The following is a 21958-nucleotide window of genomic DNA, read 5'->3' as shown; positions in this document are numbered from 1 at the left end:
AAAGGGTTATATCCGGACTCCAATTCTCCCCTCGCTGTTATTATTACATAATTGTAAACATTTCTTGAGTGAAAAAAGACATAGTCTAGAGTTCCTGATTTATGTTGAAAAGTAGCACGACTTGTCTTCGTTTGAGATGCTTTTCCAATCATTTATTTAATGTAAGCGTTTTATAAAATCATAATAAAATCTCCTTCTTTGATTTCTAAATCTATCGCCTATAACAGCTGCCTTTCCTTGAAAAATAAAGGTTTTTTCCTGTTTAATGCATAACTTTAAAAAGGATAATTATTGCAAAACATGATATAATGTTCCGCTAATTAGGGACTATTGTCCACCGTCCTAAAAAAACAGGACTAAAAAAGTAAAATTTTAAATAAATTGCCCTTTTTTTATAGCTTAAAATTTTGTAGAATTATACGAATTTTCACTTTAAATAATAAAAAAACCAAGTTTTACCGCAAAAAAACGGTTACCTTGGTTCAAAAAAAACGAGCTGCCATAATATCAGTTCTTATTGAAAATGTATCAATTCAGGACTTTTCGAAAAAGTCAGCATTAATTTACAACTTCAGGAGTACAACTAACCCGAAAAATACCGATACCTTATTACCTAATTTACTCCTCCAAAGAGCGGGTATAGTCCTAAATACGAGCTAATTTTTATAAAAAAAAGATAGCATTCGACGTATTTTCCCCTCAATAGGCACTGATGCCGGTTGAGTACCAAATGAATTATCTTCAATAACACACTGTGCATTGTTCAAAAAATAAGTCTCCCATGGTCTCCCCAGCCGCTCAGAGATTACATTATAGGCTTCACGCAATCGGAAGCCCCTGCGTTCAACATGATGTGCATCTGATGAAACGAGATGAATCAGACCGTTTTTGCAAAGGGACCACGCCGATTTTTCAATTCGTTTGCCAAACCCCCCAAGCAAGGAATGAGTTGTAACCTGGGCAAAGGCGCCCAAATCAATTAATTCAGCCAGCCGCTCCGGATTCTTCATAATTTCGGCATTACGTTCAGGATGGGCGATAATCGGTTTAAGCTTCATTATTTTAAGTTCATGAATTAGCTCATAAATTTCCTGTGGTATTCGAGAGGAAGGCATCTCAAGCAACACATACTTCGAGTTAGCCAGCGGAAGCAACTCCGTTCTATACCAAGCCTCCAGAAAATCATAATGCATCCGGATCTCTTGTCCAGGCAAGATCGTAACAGGTATCCCGGCTGCTATCAACTGTTCGTTAGCATGCTTGGTGTGCTCTACCACTTCGCTAGCTATGTTGTCATATCTCCCGTTCGCATGATGCGGTGTTGCTATTATTGTTGTGATACCTTCTGAGGCCGCAACCCTGGCCATATTCATTGTATCTTCCCAAGTCTGCGCACCATCATCCAGTCCAGGCAGGATATGCGTATGTATGTCTATCATGTTATTCTCACTTTCCAAAGGAATGTAATAAACAACATTTAAACATTTCATTATAAGGGTGTCAACAAATCCTCCCTGTCGTGCTGGAATCAGAAAAAAGAGAGCATCCGCCCGCAAGCCAATACAATTGACCTTACCGGACGGACGCTATTATTCGGAGATTCTATAGATATCGACAAGGTCCGTCAAGAACCTCCATGGCACTCCTGATCTTGCTTCCTGGCTGCTGCGTGCACCGGATTACAATGCGGGCACTGCTGGCACAGCTGAACCCGATTCCCGAAAATGGTGCGGATTGTGGATATAATTGTGGTCTCCGGTGCCACGGTATGAAGCAGGATTCGATCGGGGGACAAGGATATTAGCGTGCTGACCACCTGATCCTCCATCTCCAGCTCCAGATCGCCCATTTTAGCCACCACCATGCCGCTGGAGCTTTCACGGATCGGCGAGAAGGATTGATTAAATATGCTGAACTCCTGGCCCCCATGATGGACGAGGTGCACCAGAGGAGTCAGAGGCTCCTGAAATTGGACAAAGTACTGCAGCAATTGAAGGAACTCTTCATATTGTTGATCCAGCAAATACTCCTCCATGGCCAAGTCAATCGTCTCTTGCAGCATCTCCTTGTACAGCGTCAGACGGAAGGCAATAAATCCGCTTAGATCCAAATACTGGGATTCAAGCAAATAACTCTGGAGTGTGTTCAGCACGAGCTCTCTCCGGCGCTGCCGAATCAATTGATCCCCTGCCTCATCTCCATTAAGAAAGCTAAGCCAGAACCGCTCGGCCCGGGCCCGGTCGTTCGGCTCAACAAAGGCATACCGCCGATCAGCCAAGACACCGGCAAGGTCAGCTTCGCACTGCTCTAGAATATAATCCGCCAAGCCTACTGCAATACTGTTGATTGCCTCTTCGTCCCTGTCCTTCATTTGAACGAGCGCTCTGCCCGACTCATCATAATCAATCGTCCATGACTGTGGAGGAATGTTATGCCCCCCTATCCCGCTGCCTGTTCCAATTATATATTCAAGGAGCCGTGTGCCATGATCAGTACCGGTTCGATCTGCCCTTAATACAAAATATCCCATACGCTCCGCCCCTTTCGTTGTCTTCCCAAAGTATATGGCGGGGAAGAAACGGATATACGAGGTCAGGCTTATGGAATGTTAACCAGCATTTCCAATTCGCTAAAAATGGTACAGCTTTAAGCTTTACCTGAGTTCATTCGCATGAACTCCCCCTTCCTCAAGATTAGTTAATTTGGAAAATAAAAAACGTTTGTTGAGTTCATCCGGCCGGATAACTCAACAAACGTTTTATCATATTCTAGTTTTGCATGATGAAGTCATTTTCGATTTTGGCCTGCTCGTCATCAAATACGCGCAGGATATCGTATCGTGTATTGCGCTGAGCAGGAATCTTGCCGGCGGAGCGAATGATCGACAGAATCGATTCGATATTGACTTTATGAGTCGCACCCGCGGATGACACCACATTCTCTTCAATCATCGTACTGCCGAAGTCATCGCAGCCGTAACGAAGCGACAGCTTGCCAATCTCAGGCCCCATCGTTACCCAGGAGGATTGAAGATGCTTAATATTATCCAGCACGATCCGGCTGATCGCCACAGTCTTCAGGTAAGCCTCCGGTGTCTGACGCTCCAGCTTCAAATTCGTATTATCCGGCTGGAAGGTCCATGGAATGAAGGCGAGGAAGCCTTCGGAAGAATAATTGTTGTTCAGGCATTCATCCTGAGCCTCGCGAACACGAAGCAAGTGAAGCGCTCGCTCCTCATTGGATTCGCCGAGACCAATGACCATCGTCGCTGTTGTATTCATGCCGATCTTGTGCGCAGTCTGCATAACATCCATCCAGTCGCGCCAGGAGCCCTTCAAGCGGCTGATCTTACGGCGGGTCCGGTCATCCAGAATTTCTGCGCCGCCTCCGGGAAGGGAGTCCAGTCCGGCTGCATGAATCTCGCGCACAACTTCTTCCAGGCTAAGCCCTTCCGACACTTCCTTCATCTTCATGATCTCCGCCGGAGAGAAGGAGTGCATCGTAATATCCGGAAATTGACTCTTAATCTTCCGAAGCAAATCGGTATAATAGCTGAATGGCAGGTTAGGATTCGTGCCGCCTTGCATCAAAATTTCAGTGCCGCCGACATCAACGGTTTCCTGAATCTTTTGCATAATTACTTCATCGGGAAGAACGTACCCTTCCTCCGACCCTGGCCGGCGGTAAAATGCACAGAACCGGCAATACACGTCACAGATGTTCGTATAATTGACATTTCGTCCGATAACAAAGGTTGTGATCGGATCCGGATGTCTGCGTTCCATCAGCACATTGGCGGTATGGCCCATCTTCTCTATTTCATTAGAATCAAAAAGTGCAATTGTCTCTTCCAGCTCAAGGCGCTCGCCCTGCAATGCTTTGTTTAAAATATGGTCAATTACGGCCATGGATCTGCCTCCTTGCATTTCCTTTAAATTGCTACTATATCGTAACATACTCATTTTAAAAAAACAGCACCCGATTCTCTCAGGTGCCATGCAGCGAACTAATGTTTGTATGCATAAGATTAATACGCGCGTAAGGTTTGTACGAGTTAGGCAACGTATAAATTATTCTTGCGATCGCTGTTGCTCACGAATTTTTCTGGCTAAACTAAGCCATGCTAAACACACCAGCAACAGTCACTTCATCATCAGCCTTCCAGCGCCTGCCCCAGATCCTCGATCAAGTCCTCGATATCTTCGAGTCCCACAGAGAAGCGAAGCAATCCGTCCGAGATTCCACGCTCGCTTCGCACCTCGGCAGGCATAGAAGCATGAGACATCATCGCCGGATAGGAGAGGATGCTCTCCACGGCTCCAAGACTGACAGCCACCAACGGAAGCTTGACCCGGCTAAGCACCTGCTTTGCCCGTTCCTGAGAGCCCACATCGAAGGAGACAACCGCACCATACCCTGTGGATTGCTTCTCCTGAATTTCCCGCCCAGGATGAGAAGCAAGTCCAGGATAATAGACCGCCGGGATATCGGACCGTCCCTGCAGCCAATCTGCCAGCTTGCGGGCACTTGTCTCGCTGCGCTCCATTCTGGCTCCAAGCGTCTTCATCCCGCGCATAAGCAGCCAGGATTCCTGAGCTCCCAGGACGGTCCCCAGTCCATTCTGCAAATATTTCAGCTGATTGCCCAATTCCTCGGTGCGCGCGACAGCCAGTCCAGCCAACACATCGCTATGGCCCCCGAGAAACTTGGTCGCACTATGCAGGACAATATCTACTCCAAGTTCGATCGGGCGCTGATAGTAAGGAGTCATAAAGGTGTTGTCCACCATGCTGATCAATTGATGCTGACTTGCCCATGCAGCAACCGCTGCGATATCGGTAATTTTCAGGGTCGGATTCGAAGGCGTCTCCATAAAGACCCCTTTCGTATTCGGACGCAGCGCAGCCTTGACAGCAGACAAGTCCGTCATATCAACAAAGGTTGTCTCTATGTTCATCCGGCTTAGAATCTGGGTCAGCAGCCGATAAGTCCCCCCGTACACATCCTCGGTAACGATCAGATGATCACCGGCCGAGAACAGCATAAATACCGTAGAAATAGCAGACATGCCGCTGGAAAAGGCAAATCCCCGAGCTCCGCCTTCCAACAGAGTAATATATTCCTCTAGTGCCTGACGAGTCGGATTGCCGGATCTGCTGTAATCGTATTCCGGCGGATTATAGATGTCATGGTGATGGAAGGTAGAAGCCTGGTAGATCGGCACGCTGGAGGCGCCGGTCGCCGCATCTACTTCACTTCCGAAATGAATCAGCTTCGTGTCAAATTTGGTCATTGATGGCTGCCTCCTTCCACCTCTTGCCGGGCTGCCTCGAGGGCTTGTGCCAGATCCCCGATCAAATCGTCCACGTGCTCGATGCCCACCGAGAACCGGAGCAGCCGATCATCCACACCGACCGCAGCGCGAATCTCTTCAGGAATATCGGCATGAGTCTGAACCGCCGGGTAAGTCATCAACGATTCCACCCCGCCCAAGCTCTCGGCAAATGCGATTAACCGCAGATGACGCAGCACAGGCTCAACGTATCTTGCGTCTGTAACCTTGAAGGAGAAGATGCCCGTGTTGCCGCTGGACTGCTTCTTCTGAATCTCATAACCCGGATGGTCGCTCAGACCCGGATGGTACACGGTCTCCACCTGCGGATGCTCCTTGAGGTAGCGGGCGATCGCAAGCGCGTTGCTCTCATGGCGCTCCATCCGGAGTGCCAAGGTTTTCATGCCCCGCATAAGCTGATAGGAGTCAGACGGACTAAGTACGGCGCCAATCGAATTGTGCAGGAAGCCCATTTCATTCGACAGCTCTTCTCCCTTGGTAACGATTAACCCGGCAAGCACGTCGTTATGGCCGCCCAAATACTTGGTGGCGCTATGTACGACGATATCCGCACCCAGCTCAATCGGACGCTGAAAGAGCGGTGTCAACAGCGTATTATCCACAATCGTAAGCAGCTGATGCTGCTTCGCCCACCCGCTGACGGCTTCCAGATCTGTAATCATCATCAGCGGATTGGTCGGCGTCTCGATAAACACCGCTTTGGTATGCGGCTTCCGTGCAGATTCTAATGCATCCGCATCATTGGTATCGACATAAGAGGCTGTAATCCCGAAACGGGATAAAATTCGTTCAAACAGGCGGTAGGTCCCCCCATACAGATCAAGAGACACGATCAGGTGATCTCCTTGTGAGAACAGACTAAACACCGTTTGCAATGCTGCCATACCGGAGCTGCAGGCAAATGCGGCATCCCCGCTTTCCAGTGCAGCTGATGCCTCCTCCAGAATACTCCGGGTCGGACTCTTGGTACGGGCATAATCGAATCCTGTGCTTTGGCCCAGCTTCGGATGACGAAAGGCTGTTGCCTGATAGATCGGATAATTAACGGCTCCCGTTACCGGCTCATCCATCGAGCCGATTTGAGCCAGCTTGCTTTCAATACGCCAATTGTTCTCTCCCACTTTGCTTCCCTCCAGCATATTTTTTAAATATGGTATATTAACTCGGAACTCTGATCAATATCATAGGGCGTTTCTTGATACACATAGTAGTTCAGCCAGTTGGAGAATAATAAGTTAGCATGTGCTCTCCAAGTTGATAACGGCGTTTGAGTCGGGTCGTCATTCGGGTAGTAATTTACAGGCAGATCAATTTCCATTCCTTTGGCTACGTCCCTGTCGTATTCCCATTTTAAGGAGTCCGGGTCATATTCGGAGTGGCCGGTCACGAAAATCTGCTTGCCGTCTTTCGATGACACCAGGTAAATACCTGCTTCCTTCGATTCCGCAAGAATCTCCAGCTCGGAATGGCGCTCGATATCCGCTCGGTTCACATCCGTATGACGGGAATGCGGAACCTGGAACACACCGTCAAAGCCTCTAAGCAGCTTCACATGCGGGGTGTTCACCCAGTGAGGGAAAATTCCGAAGCATTTCTTCGGCAAGGCTTGCTTGCGGACACCATAGTGGTAATACAATCCCGCTTGGGAAGCCCAACAGATGTGCATCGTCGAGGTCACATGCGACTTGCTCCATTCAAAGATATCCTTAAGCTCGTTCCAGTAGTTCACTTCTTCAAATTCGAGCTGCTCTACCGGAGCACCGGTAATAATCATGCCGTCAAACCGGTGGTCCTTAATCTCCTCAAAGGTTTTATAGAACATTTGCAGATGATCGGCAGAGGTGTTCTTCGAGGTATGGGTGCTTGGATGAAGCAAGACGATTTCAACTTGAAGCGGCGTGTTCCCAAGAAGGCGCAAAATCTGAGTTTCGGTCGTCTCCTTGGTCGGCATCAAATTAAGTATGGCAATCCGCAAAGGACGGATGTCTTGTTGATAAGCGCGGCTCTCATCCATCACAAATATATTTTCACCTGTCAGAACGTCTTTGGCCGGTAAATGATCGGGCACCTTAATCGGCATTTAAATCACTCCTTTTGAAATGTGAGCTCAACTTGCATAATAAAAAAACCTTACTCGCATAGAGAAAGGTCGTCATTTATAAAACATGCGCCTCTCTCATCTCTCAGAGCACGAAGTATGCACTTCATGTTCTGCAAGAATTAGCACCGTGCGACGTATCGCCGGTTGCCGGGTTTCATCGGGCTAGTCCCTCCACCTGCTCTTGATAAGAAAATCGTCTTCATATTCAGTTGTAAACTTAAAATTTGATATGCTGATTTTCATTATACATGAAATAGTAATTTTCACAAGCCATTTTCAATCTGTGTCACAGAATCTTTTTGGTTGAAACTACTTCCATCCCGGCGTTATACTAGACAAGTATTTACGACCACTAAATAAAGAGGTGAATCCGAGAATGGAAGGCGACCCGAGGCCCCACAGTATTGTCCTGAAGTTTCAACTGCATAGGAAAGCGAATAGCCAGGCGACGGTGTGTGCCGGCGGGCTCTTTTTATTCCCGGTGTTACTATAGAAACGCCTGCTTTGGCGTGTCTGGCCCGCACCCTTACCCGAATCGCATTCTCTTTCCTATGCTCCCATGCAGCACTGAGCACACAGGCCGGTTACGGTCTGAATAAAGGAGTGAGTTCGAATGAAGATTCGGCACGTAATGAAGGGTATTTTTACAGTTATTGAAAATGTTGAGTTAACCACAACCGCACCGGAGGAAGGCTTCTACTGGATTGATGCGGACGTGGAAGACCTTGAAGTGCTTCAGCCTTTGTTCTCTCTGCACGATCTGGCAGTCGAAGACTGTATGACGGAAGAAGAACAGCGGCCAAAGATTGAAACCTATGATAATCATTATTTCATTGTCGTGAACAGCATCCGTTATGATGATGAAGAGATTTTCCTGCGTGCGCTCAGCATGTTTCTGGGCCGGCATTATATCATTACCGTGACCAAGCAGAAGATCAATGAGCTTAGAGCGATCAAGCCGATTCTGTGGGAGCAGGAGGTCAGCGAGCCTGACCGGTTTTTGTATTATTTAACCGACCTTGTAGTGGATAACTATTTCACCGTAGGCGATCGGATCGAGGTCAAGATTGAGAACCTGGAAGAAGACATTCTGATGCATACGAAGCGCTCGCATTTGAATGAAATCATCGGTCTTCGAAGCGAGATTTTATGGCTCAAGAAGGTGCTTGGACCACAGAAGGAAGTTATTAATATCCTGAACAAAAAGGACCTGCGGCTGATTGATGATCAGCTGCAAAAATACTTCAGCGATATTTATGAAAATGCCGTTAAGATCTCCGAAAACTTCGATACCTTCAGAGAGCTTGTAGGCAACTTGCGTGAAGCCTATCAGGCCGCCATCGCGAACCGAGCGAACGAAATCATGAGAGTATTCACAGCAATCACTACGATTTTCATTCCGCTGACCCTGATTACCGGGATCTACGGGATGAACTTTGATCATATGCCCGAGCTTCATGGGCAATACAGTTATTACATTGTGCTTGGCGTAATGCTGGCGCTTGGGGCAGGAATGTTCTATCTGTTCCGGAAGCGCGATTGGATCTGAAATCAAAGATTAATCTGTAAATTGTTACAGGGGCGGCCGTTAAGATACGGACCTGGAATACTTCCGGGCAGTATCTTAACGGCCGTCCTTTGCTTTTAGATACGGACGATCATACCGCCTTTCGGTTATAGCTTCTCTCTCTCCGGAATCTCATGCGAATCAGCCGCAGACGTTCATAAAGCGTCTCTTGTCCAGCGGCTTCAATCGCCTCGGCCGTATACAGCCGTTGAAGCACCGGCTTCAATAATTGATCGCCAAGCTCCTCGAAGGTATCCCACACCGCTTGGATATCTTCTACGGCCATGCCCTCCAGTTCCTTCCCGATAATCTCGTCCATGGAATAGCCGTCCTTCTCCAGCACTTCCAGCCATTCAACCAGCTCTCTGCGCTGAAGTCCTGTCGCCGTACATATCCCCTCCAAATTGGAGCCGCGGACGGCCTCATCCATAATTTTGCGCCGCACAGCGATCCTTTCTGTCTCCATGCGGAATTTGGCCTCCTTCTGCTTGTATACCCAGGCACGATAGACCTCATCATCAATCTGTCTGTCTACCCAGTCCAACGGAAAATGGCCAGGACGTTCTCCAGCAGCCGAAGCCATCATCGCAATCCATTCCTGCCCGTATTCCGCTGCTTTTGCTGCTCCAACTCCCGGAAGCTGCATCAGCTCTTCATTGGTTAACGGCCTAAATACACTGATTAGCTTTAACAGCCGATTGCTTGCAATCATGTACGGAGGCTTGCGCAGCTCGGCTGCCTTCTTCCGTCTCCACAAGCTCAGTTCGCTATATAATGCTTCATTAGGATGCAGATCGCTGTAGCATAGCAGCTTCTGCGCCACCCCCCGTCCCTGATACCCGTCCTGTCCATCCCATATCCCTTCCAGAACCGGACGATAGCCTTCGCTCAGCCTGATCACCAATTGATGCCTGTATACATGCAGCATCTCTGACCAGGAGGCCCCTTCGTACCAAATTGTCTCTGTGCTGCTATCCGCAATGGTCTCGTTCCACCCCATCCGCCAGATTCCCTCTTCCTCTCCAATCCAGACCTGGGCGTTATGGGGCATCGTCCCATTCTGCTGCTTCTCCAGACTGTTCAAAAAAATGATTCTCATAAATAATCCCTCCTTCAAGTTCAGCTACGGTATCAGGGGCAAATAAAAAAAGCACCCCTCTTGAATATTCAAGAGAGGTGCTTCCCCGTAACCATATACTGTTATTTCTAATAATACCATGCTCATCCAAACTGTCAATATGGCCTCATCTTTATTGCTTTCCATTGCTCCTTGACTCATGTACTCGTTATAATGACAAGAGAATACCTTACAGGAGGATTAGAGATGACAGAACCCGAACAAGAATTGGATTTTTTATCCGACAGCACGGAACAGACATCCACACGATTCGTAACCTTCATCGGACCTTCCTTGCAGCGCTTTGACTTCGCGGTTACCTCCACCAACCGGTTTTACGGAAAGAAGCTGGTGACGGATTTGCAAAACGGAAAGAGCGCCATCCTTGGAAGTGATGACCTGGATGAGGAAGGGTATATTGAGCATGTCTTCAAGCTGAATGAGGAGGAAGCGTCAGAGCTTCGATTGTTCCTGGTTCAAGTCGTCGGGGACGCCTATTTCACAGACTAAAATAAATTGAAATAAAGGATATGATAAAACGATGTCTGAAAAGAAGCTGTTATTGATAGATGGATTCAATTTGCTTAGCAGAGCTTACTTTGCTACGTCCTATAATAGAACAAATGAGCAGTTAATGAATAGCAAGGGTGTTTATGTTAATGCATTAAGAGTGTTCTATCAGAAGATCTTCAATCTCATAAGAGATCACAAAATTACTCACTTATCTGTCGTATGGGATGTTAAAAGAAATGAAACGGCCAGAAGGCTCAAATATGACTTTTACAAGTCTACAAGATTTGAACTCCCTGAGCCGTTGATTCACCAATATGAGACCTGCAGAGATGTATCTCAATCCATAGGTATTCATCAGATTTCTTTATCTCCCTATGAAGCAGACGACTTGATGGGAGCCATTTCGAAAAAATGGTCCCATGGAGAGTGTTATATCTATAGCAACGACCATGATTTATTTCAACTCTTAAGTGAGACCACCTCACAAATTATTGCAGGCAAACAAGGAGATCGAATCTATTCCAAGGATAACTTTCAGCAGGACTATGGAATCAGCCCGGAGCAATGGGTAGATGTCAAAGCACTCCTTGGTGATAAAAGCGATAACATTCCTGGCTGCCCAGGGATTGGTGAAAAGTCGGCTCTCCCGCTTATTCAGCAATACAAGACATTGGAAGGCATCTATGAGCATATTGACCAACTGGAGCCTAGCCTGTACCGACATAAAAACAAACTTCTAAAAGGCAAAGAATCGGCAATAATCAGCAAAGAATTATCCCGGATTATCTGCGATATCGAAGAGCTTGAACCATTTCAATCCGATGACTTGAAGCTTGGAATTCATACTGATACATTGATCCTCCTGTTGGATCGCCTGGAGCTGAAAATTAAACTTGATCAATACGGGGCCTGACCCCTGCCAGTATCAAGGACAACAATGCACTGGATTGCTTGAGCTTCGACTGAACTAGTTCTTCAAGCCGGTCAGGGTAATTCCCTCAACGAAGTATCTCTGACCTATCAAGTAAAAAATGACGCCCGGAGCAAAGGACAGGCATGTAGCGGCCATGGTTAGCGACCAGTCGCTTTTTAGCTGGCCTCTAAAGTTCGTCAGACCCAGTGCTATTGTGAATTTATCACTGGAATTAATATAAATCATTTGCTGAAGCAAATCGTTCCATAACCCGATGAAAATAAACAGCGCGACCACGATCATGGCTGGACGGATTGCCGGCATAATGATACTGAACAGAATGCGGAAATATCCGGCACCGTCGATCGTGCCTGCCTGATCCAGCTCTCTTGGAATAGACATTATGAATTGGCGAATCAAAAATATATTGAACGCACCCCCACCGCAAAAAAATGGCAGAATCAACGGCAGATAACTGTCATTAAGTCCAAGTCCCCGTGTCCAGCCGATATACAAAGGGATAAGCGTTACCATAGCGGGCAGGAGCATGGACCCGATGCAAAGTGTCCAGATCAGCCGCTTCCCTCGAAACCGCAGCCTCGCAAAGGCATAGCCGCATAAAGTAGCCGTGAATGTGCCTGCCAGACAAGAGGGCACAATAATGATCATCGTGTTCCACAGGTACTTCCAGAATTTAAATACCTCCAATGTCTTCGTATAATTGGAGAACAACCAATTTTGCGGTATAAGTGATGGAGGATATTGATAAATTTCAGCATTGCTCATGAGCGATGTACGGAAAATCCACCAAATCGGAAAGAATGCCAGCATGGCAAATATAACGACGACGACAAATGTCAAGATATTCATCGCCATGTTCCTGCGTTTCTTGCTTCTTAGTCTGCCGTATGCTGCTACGCTCACTTGTCGTCGCCTCCTTCATTGTATATCCAGAAATTAGACGTCTTGAATAACACAACTGTAAACACTGCAAGAATAGCGAAGATGATTACCGTTGTTGCACTGGCGTAGCCCAGCTTGTAATTGACAAAGGCCTGATCATACATCAGATAAGTCAGAAACCGGGTTGAGTTGCCGGGACCGCCGTTGGTTAACGCAAGCGCTGGTGTGACCACTTGAAGGTTTGCAATCAAGCTTAGCAGCAGGTTGTAGAAAATAATGGGCGTCATACACGGCAAGGTAATATGGCAGAAGCGTTTCCAGCCATTCGCCCCATCCATCTCGGCCGCTTCATGATATACGCCTGGAACATTCTGAAGACCGGCCAGAAAGATAACAATCAGGTTGCCCGCCAGCCAAATGGAGATCAGCGAGAGCGAGGGAACGACGTAGCTGGAATCGGCAATAAAGAGAATTTTGTTCAAGCCCAATTCAGAAAGCACATAGTTAAAGAACCCAAAATTCCCCTCATAAAGCCACGACCAACCTACGTAGATCGCTACAGCAGGCAAAACATACGGCACATAAAATATCGCTCTGAAAAATCCTCTCGCCGGAATTTTACGATTTAGCAGCATGGCAATAAACAGCGAATAAATCATGCTTCCGATTACGGACAATACCGCAAAATAGATGGTTGCAATGATGGAATCCTTAATATAAGGATCGGTGGTAAATAGCTTGACATAATTATCCAGGCCTACAAATTGGGGACTTTTTAGCCCCGTCCAGTTGGTCAGACTGATTCCGACTACCCCTGCAAGAGGCAAGTACGTCAGAAAGAATAAACCCAAGAAAGCAGGAATCAAGCATATATAAGCAACTCGTGCCTCGCTGGAATAAATACGGGAACGGCGCTTCTGAGGTTTATTAATAACTTCCATTTTTCGCTCCCCACCTCATCTTGAAGGGATGACCGCCTGACAATGCAGCGGTCATCCCTCCTGTCCTATTAATTGGTGCCTTTATTAGCAGCTTTCAAAGCATCCAGATTTTTGGAGATTGCATCATTAGCCGTTGTTTTTCCTGTCCAGACATCACCTAGAATAGAACCGAGCAGCGTGTTGAACTCCGAGGTGTAATTGGTGTAGAACCAAGCAGCAGGTCGGGCTGCAGAGGATTGCGCGTAGTCAACCACAGCAGACTTATATTCTTCATACGGAGGAAAGTTTGGATTCTCTACCCATTTGCGTGTAAGTGCTTCATCCTTGTACCACTTGTCTAGCGTTGGCATCCAAATACCAGATGAGATAAGTGCCCAGTTATTTTCCTCAGAGTTGTACCATTTCAGCCATTCCATAGCCTCTTCCGGGTGCTTGGTCTGGGAGAAGACGACATTAGCGCCCCCAGTATTGAGTGTTACCTTTTCCTTCATGTAAGGCAATACAGCCACGCCGTAGTTCAGCCCTTCTTCCTTGGCTGTATTCAAGCTGGTTCCTACATTCCACTGACCATTTGTTGCCATGGCGACCGTACCTGCAATAATGGTTCGCTGAATGCCATCATCCGTCTGTCCAACAGACAAGGGTGCAACATGATCCTTCAAGTACAGATCAGCCACTTTCTGAATGGCTTCAATGCTGGCATCCTCCCCGATTCTAACCTCTGTGCCTTCATCGGAGTAGAAGCCCCCTCCATTGCTTAATGCCCAGGTTTCTAGCTGCCATGGAAGATTCTCAACGGAAGCCCCATACTGAACAATACTCTGTGAATCAAAGCCATCCTCACCAGGGTGCTTGCCATTCTTGTCAACGGTCAATTTCTTAGCTGTCTCTACAAACTCATCCCATGTCCATGCTTGATCCAATGAGGAAGGAGGATAGGGGACCTTTGCTTCATCAAACATATCCTTGTTGTAATAGAGCAGCAGGATTTCATTGGCTGCCGCATAAGCTACGGTGTTGCCTTGATATTTGTAGGCCAGGCTATCCAAAGGCTTGCTGTCGCTTCCCTCATACATAGAGCTTACGTCATTCAGCATGCCCTCAGAGGACCATTGAATGACACCGCCCTCCTGGAGCATCCCTGTGTCTGGCAACTGGCCAGCTGTTGCAAGCGTATTCAATTTTGTCATGTAGTTTTCCCAAGGAATTGCTTGTACCTCAACTTCAATTCTATCCTGAGAAGCATTAAACTTATCTGCCACTGCCTGAGTCGTCTTGCCTTCCTCAGCACTTCCCCACATGGAATAAATAATCTTTACCTTTTCCGTCTTGGAAGATGACTCACCAGGTGTGTTAGCAGTATCCGAACCCGGCGATGCAGTGTTTGTTCCGCCGTTCGCACAACCTATGGCACTCAACACCAATGTAACCAATAGAAGGCCTATTCCCAATCTTTTTCCTGTTTTCATTGACCCCAATCCCCCTTCAAACAGTGATTGAATAATTTGCCTAAGCGTTATACCTCATCCTTCAAATGGCAGGATTTATAGTTAAACGTTTAGAAAATGATTCAGTTATATTGTGCCATGAGAAATCTCCAAATAAAATATAATATTTCAACCTGTTTTTTTACTATTTCAACCATTAGGTTTTAGAATTCCATGAAAAAGTGAGTTTTTGATTTTTTTATATGCATCTTATATAGTTATGGTAGCGTTGTCTTTTATGGATGAAAGTGAGGGTTGCGGCCATGCCTGAGTTAATAATGCACTTTGTGAGTCCCCCCACTCCTTATTTTATTGAGAATGGAACACATACTTTTTTGCCTGGAGAACGTCATTTAAGTCGTCAATCTATAGACGTATTTGATATTATTATTGTCACCAAGGGGACATTATCCATAGGAGAGAATAATCAGGATTGGATATTACATAAGGATGAGGCCATTATTTTACGCCCGGATGCACATCACTTTGGTACGGCCCCTTGTGAGGAAGAGACCGAAATTAACTGGATTCATTTTCAAACAGCAGGAGCCTGGAGTGAAGTGAGCAGTATTCATGAGTGCCTTGAGAATCAAGCTGCACTATTCGAGCGGCACAGGGAACAAGCTTACCTGTGCCACTCCGAGATATGCTCCTTTTTTTTACCGAAAAAAATAAAATTGTCACGTAAGTCGATTAGCGATCTTGCCGAGTTAAATTCCTTGGACAAGGACCCCTGCGCCCTTCGAAATTGGAAGAAGCAGACTGCCTTTCAGATTTTTATGCAAAGTCTCACTCAGGATTCAAGACCTTCAACTAGTTCGACTGCCATCCAACTCGCTGAGAAAATTGAATTATTTATCACTCAAAACTTCACCTCAAAAATCACTAATTCCGTGCTGCAGGAAAAATTTAATTACCATCCCAATTATTTGGCCAAGTGTATGCTCAAGGTTTATGGGGTGACACCGATCGACTACCTGATGCACTATCGGATCGAGGAAGCGAAGAAGCTGCTCATTCAAACGGACTGGTCGATTGCCCGTATAGCCGATGAGGTTGGGTTCAGTAATCCAGGATACTTCTCCTCCGTATTCGCCCAGAAGCAATACGATTCACCATCCACCTTTCGGAAAAAAAGAAATATGGAAAAATGAAAAGCCTTGCTGGTACATCTTTTACTATGATAAGATCGAAATTGAATTTAAACGTTTAGATTTTTAGGGGTGAGAACTTGGAGCTGATTCGTAATGATACCTTCAAATTGATGATTTCCTCCCAAGGCACGGTAGAGTCCTTGCTCATGCGTAATGATCCTTCAAATATGAATTGGGTCATTGATGGAGAGTATGTGGAGGAATCAGGTTACAGTGATCAGGATAAGCGCTTTGGCCATTGGAGTGCGGTTGTAAATGGTGAATGGATTGAAAGCGCCGCCTTAGAGACCCAGCTTCAAATTATAGAGAAGCAGGCTGCAACTGTCCGCTTCTTGCATTCAACATTTGCTGTGCAATACGAGTATCTTCTGGATAAAGCCGGAGAGCTGCACTGGACCATCCAGTGTTCAAATCTGCAGGACTCCTCAATCACAGTGAACGGATTTCATTGTTGGTTCTCTTTGGCCTATATCATGTTTCGCGACACGAATGTATTGAGAAACATGAAGCATTCATGTGCTCTATTCCCTCACTTGGGCGGAGACTTTTCAAAGTTTGCTGCTATACGAAGAAGCAACGAGGCCCCCCATCTGGGGATTTACAGCACTGGCGAGCGTGTTGCAGCCTTCGGGACCCATTGCATCTACGAGAACCGTTTTTTGGATCAAGTCTCACCTTCCTTGGACGGACTGTTGTATCACCGGTTATCCTTCGTAGAGGATGGGAGCTCTATGGAAGGGTCGGCTGAGAATGACTGGATTTATAGCGGAGATTATGCACCTCTTATCCTTGAGCCAAGAGCTCAAAAAAAGTGGTCCTTCGTATTTAGCCCTTTTCAGGATCAAGAGGACTTTTACAAGAAAGCACAGCATTACGGACATCCTTATTGGAAGTATTCCTCAGTAATTACGACAGAAGGCAAATTTATGGCGGAAGTAACACCTCCTGATAACAAATCCTTTACATCCATTACAATTCAGACAGCATCGGCAAACACTCAGAAGGTGGATGAGATTGAAATCACTAACGAGTTCAAATCGATCTCAGAAGGAAACGTTAAGCGCTTATTTGCTATACTGCCTATCCCATCCGCCGGAGAATTCAAGGTTTCGGCCACCCTTGAGAATGGAAAGACGGATGTGCTGGTAGGGAATGTGTTAGAGCCCATTAGCAAGATACTTCTGAAAAGAGCTGATTGGTTGTGCCTTAACAGCTATAACTCCAACTTGAATTCACTACGCCCTCATGCTTTTCTACCGTTATCAAATCAGGGAGAATCCTTAGGCAAGCTTGCTTTTATTTTGATGAATAATCTGCTATCCAACCCGATTCAAGAACAAATCAGGAAGGTGGAGCTGTCAGCCGTTCTCGACATGAGTCAACATTGGTTCAAGGATGGAAATTTAAGTGAGCCAAGAGCATTGTACGGCTCCTTTTACCGTATTTATGATTTCGACTACATTGCTCATGTTTACTATTTATTATCCTGCTTTGACGATTCCCTGCTTGCCTGCGCCGATTCAGAGTCCTATTTAATACAGGCGGCCCAAGTCATGTGCATGAGATTGAATCCGGATTTCCACGCAAATGCACGCGAAAAAGAAGAGTCTCAACTTGTTGGCGTCTTTATCCTCTATATCGCTGACTTATTACAGGATTTGAAGGCAAAGAAGCTGTTCAAATGGTATGAGTCTCTAAATGACCTGTGGCTACAGTTTGTAAAGGGACTGAAGAAGGGGGCGCAAGGATATCAGGGTGCTGTCACCGAGCATTTCTATGACAATGCCGGATTTGGTCCTACCTCGGAGGCGTTGTGCTTGGCAGGTTTCAAGAACGAGGCTGCATTATATGCTGAATTACTCATTGCCAATATTGGATTTAGTAATGATTACAGGGCAAATGCACCTGACCGGTGGTGGGAAGCACTGTCTTTTATGACACATTCTCTTTGGGGCGGATTGGTAGCTGGCGCTGCAAGATCTACTTACGAAGTCCTTGGCAACGTTGCTTTGCTGGAAGCTGGCTATCGAAGCACGATGGCCATGTTCAATTGCTATGATTGGAATGTGCTCTCTACAAAACGCAGACTAAAGCCCGGTGAGGCGGCCTCCACTTACAGCATTGCTGCTCCAAACCTGAATATGCCCAAATTATCCCGAAATCGGTTCGGACAATCTATCTTTAAAACATCAAGTGATCCTCTATTTCACAGGCTCTTTGCAGGGATTGAAAGTGATGATTGGGATATGGGAGAGGAACTCGTCGCCTATATGCTGGGCTTTGGCAGGACTACCTATTTGTACCGTGATCAGGGCGGTGAGCTAAGATGCGTGAATGGTTATCTTGAGTCCCTTGATACAGGGTGGAAAATAACCAGCTATGCCGCGTATCCTTCAAGATTTGTCATGTGGGAGAACAACCTCACTTATGTTACTGAAGGAAAGATTACCAAAAGCGTGTATTATGCAGATGGCAAGTTTCACCCCATCCCCTAAGTTGATTTTCTGGGCTCACTAACCGATTCCCTCTCTACCAAATGGCATAGTGGTATCATATCCAATGGCTGCTCCTCGCCACGAATCAAATTGGTGAGAGCTTTCATGGAGAGTATCCCCATATCATGCAGGGGCAGATCCATTGTCGTAATTCTTGGACTCAAATAGTTGCTAAACTCCCGATTGTCAAATCCGATAATAGACAAATCCTCCGGAATGGAAATCCCCATGGCAGCCGCTGCTTTCAAAGCACCTGCTGCCATCAAATCATTCATAATGAGGATCGCTGTTGGCGGATCAGGCAGTTGAATAAGCTCGTACGCTAGCTGATATCCTGAATCCAGTCCCCAATCGCCAACCTTAATAAATTGAGGATCAAACTCCAGTTGATAATCTGTCAACGCTTTGAAATACCCGTTAAACCGCAGCCGGGACGGAAGCGAGTCCATCAGGCCGCTAATGATTGCTATCCGTGAATGTCCTTTGCTTACCAAATATTTTATAGCATCATACGAAGCTTGTTCATCATTATATTGTATGGAGCACGCATGCTGAGCATAGCAATAGGTGTACACAATCGGCTTATCATACGTATTAACAAGACCGGATAAATCACGTGTGTGTACACCGATATAGATAATTCCCTCGACCTGCTTGGAGAGAAGATTAGACACGGCATCTTGAGCATGCTGGCGGTAATTATCAGTATCCGTGTAATTATAGCCCACTCTTTTTTGCAAGCGAAGATTCGTTAATAAGATGTGCATGTCGTTCTGCTCGGCATATTCGTTTATTCCATCAATTATTTCTGGAACATTAAATACAGTGATGTCCTCGGCGATGACACCAATGGTATTGGTACGTTTACTTTTCAAGCTTTTAGCAATATCATTAGGTCTGTAATTGAGCTCCTCAATTACCTTCATGACCCTTTCTTTTGTCTTAGGCCTCACATTACGGGTGCCATTTAACACATATGACACGGTGGCCGTAGATACATTGGCGCGTAGTGCGATATCCTTTATACCAATTTTGTCCAAGGTTCATCATCCTTTAAACGTTTCACTTGTTCTTTAAGTTATATCACCTCCATAGGCAAGATTCAAGTTGGAGACTAGCAATACAGCGTATTACTAGTCATTCCTTCTCCTTCCAGGCTTGCTCATACATCTCTTCCTTGAAGCCTACCGTCACACGGGTGCCGTCATATACGATCGGCCGCTTGATCAGCATCCCGTTCGAAGCGAGCAATGCCATCTGCTCCTCGCGGCTCATCGCAGGAAGCTTGTCCTTCAATCCTTGCTCACGATAGGCGTCACCGCTTGTATTCCAGAATTTCTTCAGCTCCAGTCCGCTCTTGTCCAGCAGTTCAGCGAGCTCCTTAACGGATGGAGGAGCCTCTTTGATATTGCGCAAATCAAGCTCAAATCCATGCTGTTCCAGCCATTTCACTGCCTTGCGGCAGGTTCCGCACGGGGGATATTGATAGACAACCAGTCTGCTCATCCTTTTGTTCCTCCTTCAAGTCTCTGTCTCAGCAACTCCATATCGGCAGGCAACGGGGCCTTAAATAACAGTTCTTCTCCAGTTAACGGGTGCCGGAATCCCAGCTCTGAAGCATGCAGGGCCTGCCTCCCGATCCACTCCTCCATGGAGTCCGTCTCTCCATGCTCCAAGGTGTACATCTTGTCCCCTATCAAAGGATGGCCGATCGAGGTCATGTGAACCCGGATTTGATGGGTTCTCCCGGTACCTAGGCGTAATTCAACCTGTGCTCCTATTTCACCCGGATAGCAATGAATCACTTTATAGCTTGTCAAAGCAGGGTAACCCTCCGGGGTAACGATTCTCCGGTGAGGCTGCTCCGGATCCCGGTCAATGGGACCGTCAATAGTGCCTTCCGGATGCTCCGGGCACCCGTACACCAGAGCTGTATATTTTTTAGTCACCGTCCCTGCGATCAACTGCTCGGAAATATGCTGATGAATATATGCATTTTTTGCAATTGCAATCAAACCGCTTGTCTCCTGATCCAGCCGAGGCACCGGCCGGAAGCGATACTGCTTCCCCTGCTCCTGCCAATAGTACACCACCCCATTAGCTAATGTATCCGTATAGTGACCATGGGTTGGATGCACAATGATACCCGATGCTTTATTCACGATTAATAGAGCGTCATCTTCATACACGATATCAAAGGGAATCGGCTGAGGAAGTATATCCTCCGACGACTCCTTCTCCAGGGAAATGGATACCCAATCCCCCGTTTTCACTAGCGCGCTAATATACACCCTAGTTCCGTTCAACAGTACACCGCGCTCCGTCAGCTTGATTCGTGACATCAGCTTGCGGGATACCCCCAGCTTTCGCTGCAATACCTTCTTTACCTGCCAGCCATTCTCATCCTCGGTTACCAGGTAAGAGATAGGATCATAATACGAGCTCATTTCCCAGACTTGCCGAACACATTGGCACTGCGAATATATTCGACATCCTCCTGATCCAAACGGTAGTTGGCAACCCGTGCAGCCGCAAAGAAATAATCGGACAGCCGGTTGAGATAGATCAGAACCTCCGCATTGCCTTGCTTGGTCCGGAAAAGACTCACTACTCTCCGTTCAGCACGGCGGCAGACTGTCCGGCAGACATGGAGTGCTGCAGCTAATTGGGTTCCGCCTGGAAGGATGAATTTTTCGATTGGAGGCGTTTCCTGCTGATATTGATCCATCCAAACCTCGAGCCGAGCCGATAGCTCTCCGCGGACTTTATACCGATCCTCATCCTCTGTCGCATAGGCCAGATCAGCTCCGCAATCGAACAATTCATGCTGAATCTGTTGAAGCTGGTCGCTTAAGTCTCCGGAGCGCGCAGGATCCACGTAAGCGGCAGCCAAGCCAACATAGCTGTTCAATTCATCAATCGTACCATAAGCCTCTATCCGAAGATCATCCTTATCGACTCTTCCTCCTATAACCGAGGTTTGCCCCGTATCTCCGGTTCGCGTATACAATTTCATATGCTCTCCCCGCTTTCTGTCTCCAATATATCGCTAATGGGTGATGAAAAACAAGAAACGCCTTCCGGCGTCTCCAAGGTGCTGCTATTCATGTTTCTGATATGTCCTCATAAATTCATTGATTTTCAGGTCAAGAAGACTGCTGATCTCGATCACATTATCCGATGTAAATGAGTTCTCTTGTTGAAACAGCTTTACCATCTTACAACGTAAAATGCGAATTTCGTCTTCCAGCGTATAGGGAGATACTGCATGTGGTGAAGTCATCCGACTCGCTTCATCTTCCCATTCATTCAAATGATTGCCATTTCCAGCTGTAAAATCATCCATTTCGAATGGCAATTTTCTCTCACCACAACCCAAAAGAAATCCCTCCCAGAGCATCTTAAAGCACCTTC

20 protein-coding genes and 1 riboswitch are annotated in these 21958 nt (G+C 46.6%); of the genes, 5 read left to right on the top strand and 15 right to left on the bottom strand.

The window, feature by feature from the left end; all coding sequences use genetic code 11:
- Window positions 1–656: 656 nt before the first annotated feature.
- The 6 genes from TX85_RS02800 to metA all read right to left on the bottom strand — a co-directional run bounded on the left by TX85_RS02800 (window position 657) and on the right by metA (window position 7433).
- Window positions 657–1490 (bottom strand): tyrosine-protein phosphatase, encoded by an 834-nt coding sequence (locus TX85_RS02800; protein ID WP_233500591.1) that lies wholly within the window; start codon window positions 1488–1490, stop codon window positions 657–659.
- A gap of 134 nt (window positions 1491–1624) precedes the next feature.
- Complete coding sequence (locus TX85_RS25185; protein WP_049894761.1) at window positions 1625–2530, bottom strand: putative sporulation protein YtxC; 906 nt, start codon at window positions 2528–2530, stop codon at window positions 1625–1627.
- Window positions 2531–2768: 238 nt separating this feature from the next.
- Window positions 2769–3908, bottom strand: a complete 1140-nt coding sequence (mqnC, locus tag TX85_RS02790; protein WP_044477627.1) for a cyclic dehypoxanthinyl futalosine synthase — start codon at window positions 3906–3908, stop codon at window positions 2769–2771.
- A gap of 245 nt (window positions 3909–4153) precedes the next feature.
- Entirely contained in the window at window positions 4154–5293 is a 1140-nt protein-coding gene (locus tag TX85_RS02785; RefSeq protein ID WP_044477626.1) for a trans-sulfuration enzyme family protein, read from the bottom strand.
- On the bottom strand, window positions 5290–6474 hold the full coding sequence (locus TX85_RS02780) for an aminotransferase class I/II-fold pyridoxal phosphate-dependent enzyme (RefSeq protein WP_044477625.1): 1185 nt from the start codon (window positions 6472–6474) through the stop codon (window positions 5290–5292). Before TX85_RS02780 ends, TX85_RS02785 begins: the two co-directional genes overlap by 4 nt.
- Before the next feature lie 23 nt (window positions 6475–6497).
- The gene (gene metA, locus TX85_RS02775; protein ID WP_044477624.1) at window positions 6498–7433 is read right to left on the bottom strand and encodes a homoserine O-acetyltransferase MetA; all 936 of its coding nucleotides are present in this window, start codon (window positions 7431–7433) and stop codon (window positions 6498–6500) included.
- 93 nt (window positions 7434–7526) lie between these two features.
- Window positions 7527–7645: riboswitch (SAM riboswitch) on the bottom strand.
- A 422-nt stretch (window positions 7646–8067) separates the two neighbouring features.
- Here metA and corA point away from each other — a divergent pair.
- Window positions 8068–9003: a magnesium/cobalt transporter CorA gene (gene corA / locus TX85_RS02770; RefSeq protein ID WP_044477623.1), complete on the top strand. Its 936-nt coding sequence runs from the start codon at window positions 8068–8070 to the stop codon at window positions 9001–9003.
- A gap of 109 nt (window positions 9004–9112) precedes the next feature.
- Here the strand turns inward: corA and TX85_RS02765 are convergent, their stop codons facing one another.
- Window positions 9113–10120, bottom strand: a complete 1008-nt coding sequence (locus tag TX85_RS02765) for an HRDC domain-containing protein (RefSeq protein ID WP_044477622.1) — start codon at window positions 10118–10120, stop codon at window positions 9113–9115.
- A gap of 225 nt (window positions 10121–10345) precedes the next feature.
- On the opposite strand from TX85_RS02765, the gene TX85_RS02760 reads away from it, so the two are divergent.
- Both TX85_RS02760 and TX85_RS02755 read left to right on the top strand, forming a co-directional pair.
- A complete protein-coding gene (locus TX85_RS02760; protein WP_044477621.1) occupies window positions 10346–10648 on the top strand; it encodes a DUF3055 domain-containing protein in 303 nt (100 codons plus the stop codon).
- A 31-nt stretch (window positions 10649–10679) separates the two neighbouring features.
- Window positions 10680–11564: a 5'-3' exonuclease gene (locus tag TX85_RS02755; protein WP_044477620.1), complete on the top strand. Its 885-nt coding sequence runs from the start codon at window positions 10680–10682 to the stop codon at window positions 11562–11564.
- A 54-nt stretch (window positions 11565–11618) separates the two neighbouring features.
- On the opposite strand, the gene TX85_RS02750 is transcribed toward TX85_RS02755, so the two are convergent.
- From TX85_RS02750 to TX85_RS02740, 3 genes are all read right to left on the bottom strand, one after another.
- Window positions 11619–12488, bottom strand: coding sequence for a carbohydrate ABC transporter permease (locus tag TX85_RS02750; RefSeq protein ID WP_081671617.1), 870 nt, complete (start codon window positions 12486–12488; stop codon window positions 11619–11621).
- The gene (locus TX85_RS02745; protein ID WP_044477619.1) at window positions 12485–13408 is read right to left on the bottom strand and encodes a carbohydrate ABC transporter permease; all 924 of its coding nucleotides are present in this window, start codon (window positions 13406–13408) and stop codon (window positions 12485–12487) included. Before TX85_RS02745 ends, TX85_RS02750 begins: the two co-directional genes overlap by 4 nt.
- A 68-nt stretch (window positions 13409–13476) precedes the next feature.
- Entirely contained in the window at window positions 13477–14877 is a 1401-nt protein-coding gene (locus TX85_RS02740) for an ABC transporter substrate-binding protein (protein ID WP_044477618.1), read from the bottom strand.
- 260 nt (window positions 14878–15137) lie between these two features.
- Between TX85_RS02740 and TX85_RS02735 the strand changes: the two genes are divergently transcribed.
- The gene (locus tag TX85_RS02735; RefSeq protein ID WP_233500590.1) at window positions 15138–16049 is read left to right on the top strand and encodes an AraC family transcriptional regulator; all 912 of its coding nucleotides are present in this window, start codon (window positions 15138–15140) and stop codon (window positions 16047–16049) included.
- Window positions 16050–16126: 77 nt separating this feature from the next.
- Complete coding sequence (locus TX85_RS02730) at window positions 16127–18544, top strand: hypothetical protein (RefSeq protein WP_044477616.1); 2418 nt, start codon at window positions 16127–16129, stop codon at window positions 18542–18544.
- Here the strand turns inward: TX85_RS02730 and TX85_RS02725 are convergent.
- The 5 genes from TX85_RS02725 to TX85_RS28135 form a co-directional block, all read right to left on the bottom strand.
- Window positions 18541–19584 (bottom strand): LacI family DNA-binding transcriptional regulator, encoded by a 1044-nt coding sequence (locus tag TX85_RS02725; RefSeq protein WP_044477615.1) that lies wholly within the window; start codon window positions 19582–19584, stop codon window positions 18541–18543. The two genes, TX85_RS02730 and TX85_RS02725, sit on opposite strands and share 4 nt — an antisense overlap.
- Before the next feature lie 97 nt (window positions 19585–19681).
- The gene (locus TX85_RS02720; RefSeq protein ID WP_044477614.1) at window positions 19682–20050 is read right to left on the bottom strand and encodes an arsenate reductase family protein; all 369 of its coding nucleotides are present in this window, start codon (window positions 20048–20050) and stop codon (window positions 19682–19684) included.
- Window positions 20047–20991 (bottom strand): RluA family pseudouridine synthase, encoded by a 945-nt coding sequence (locus tag TX85_RS02715; protein ID WP_044477613.1) that lies wholly within the window; start codon window positions 20989–20991, stop codon window positions 20047–20049. The genes TX85_RS02720 and TX85_RS02715 overlap by 4 nt, the downstream gene beginning before the upstream one ends.
- Window positions 20988–21560, bottom strand: a complete 573-nt coding sequence (locus TX85_RS02710; RefSeq protein ID WP_044477612.1) for a cob(I)yrinic acid a,c-diamide adenosyltransferase — start codon at window positions 21558–21560, stop codon at window positions 20988–20990. Before TX85_RS02710 ends, TX85_RS02715 begins: the two co-directional genes overlap by 4 nt.
- Window positions 21561–21644: 84 nt before the next feature.
- Window positions 21645–21944: an aspartyl-phosphate phosphatase Spo0E family protein gene (locus TX85_RS28135; RefSeq protein ID WP_233500589.1), complete on the bottom strand. Its 300-nt coding sequence runs from the start codon at window positions 21942–21944 to the stop codon at window positions 21645–21647.
- Between the last annotated feature and the right edge of the window lie 14 nt (window positions 21945–21958).

The sequence above is a fragment of the Paenibacillus antibioticophila genome, from assembly GCF_000455265.1.
GTDB lineage: Bacteria > Bacillota > Bacilli > Paenibacillales > Paenibacillaceae > Fontibacillus > Fontibacillus antibioticophila.
This window is presented reverse-complemented; position numbering and strand designations above follow the sequence as displayed.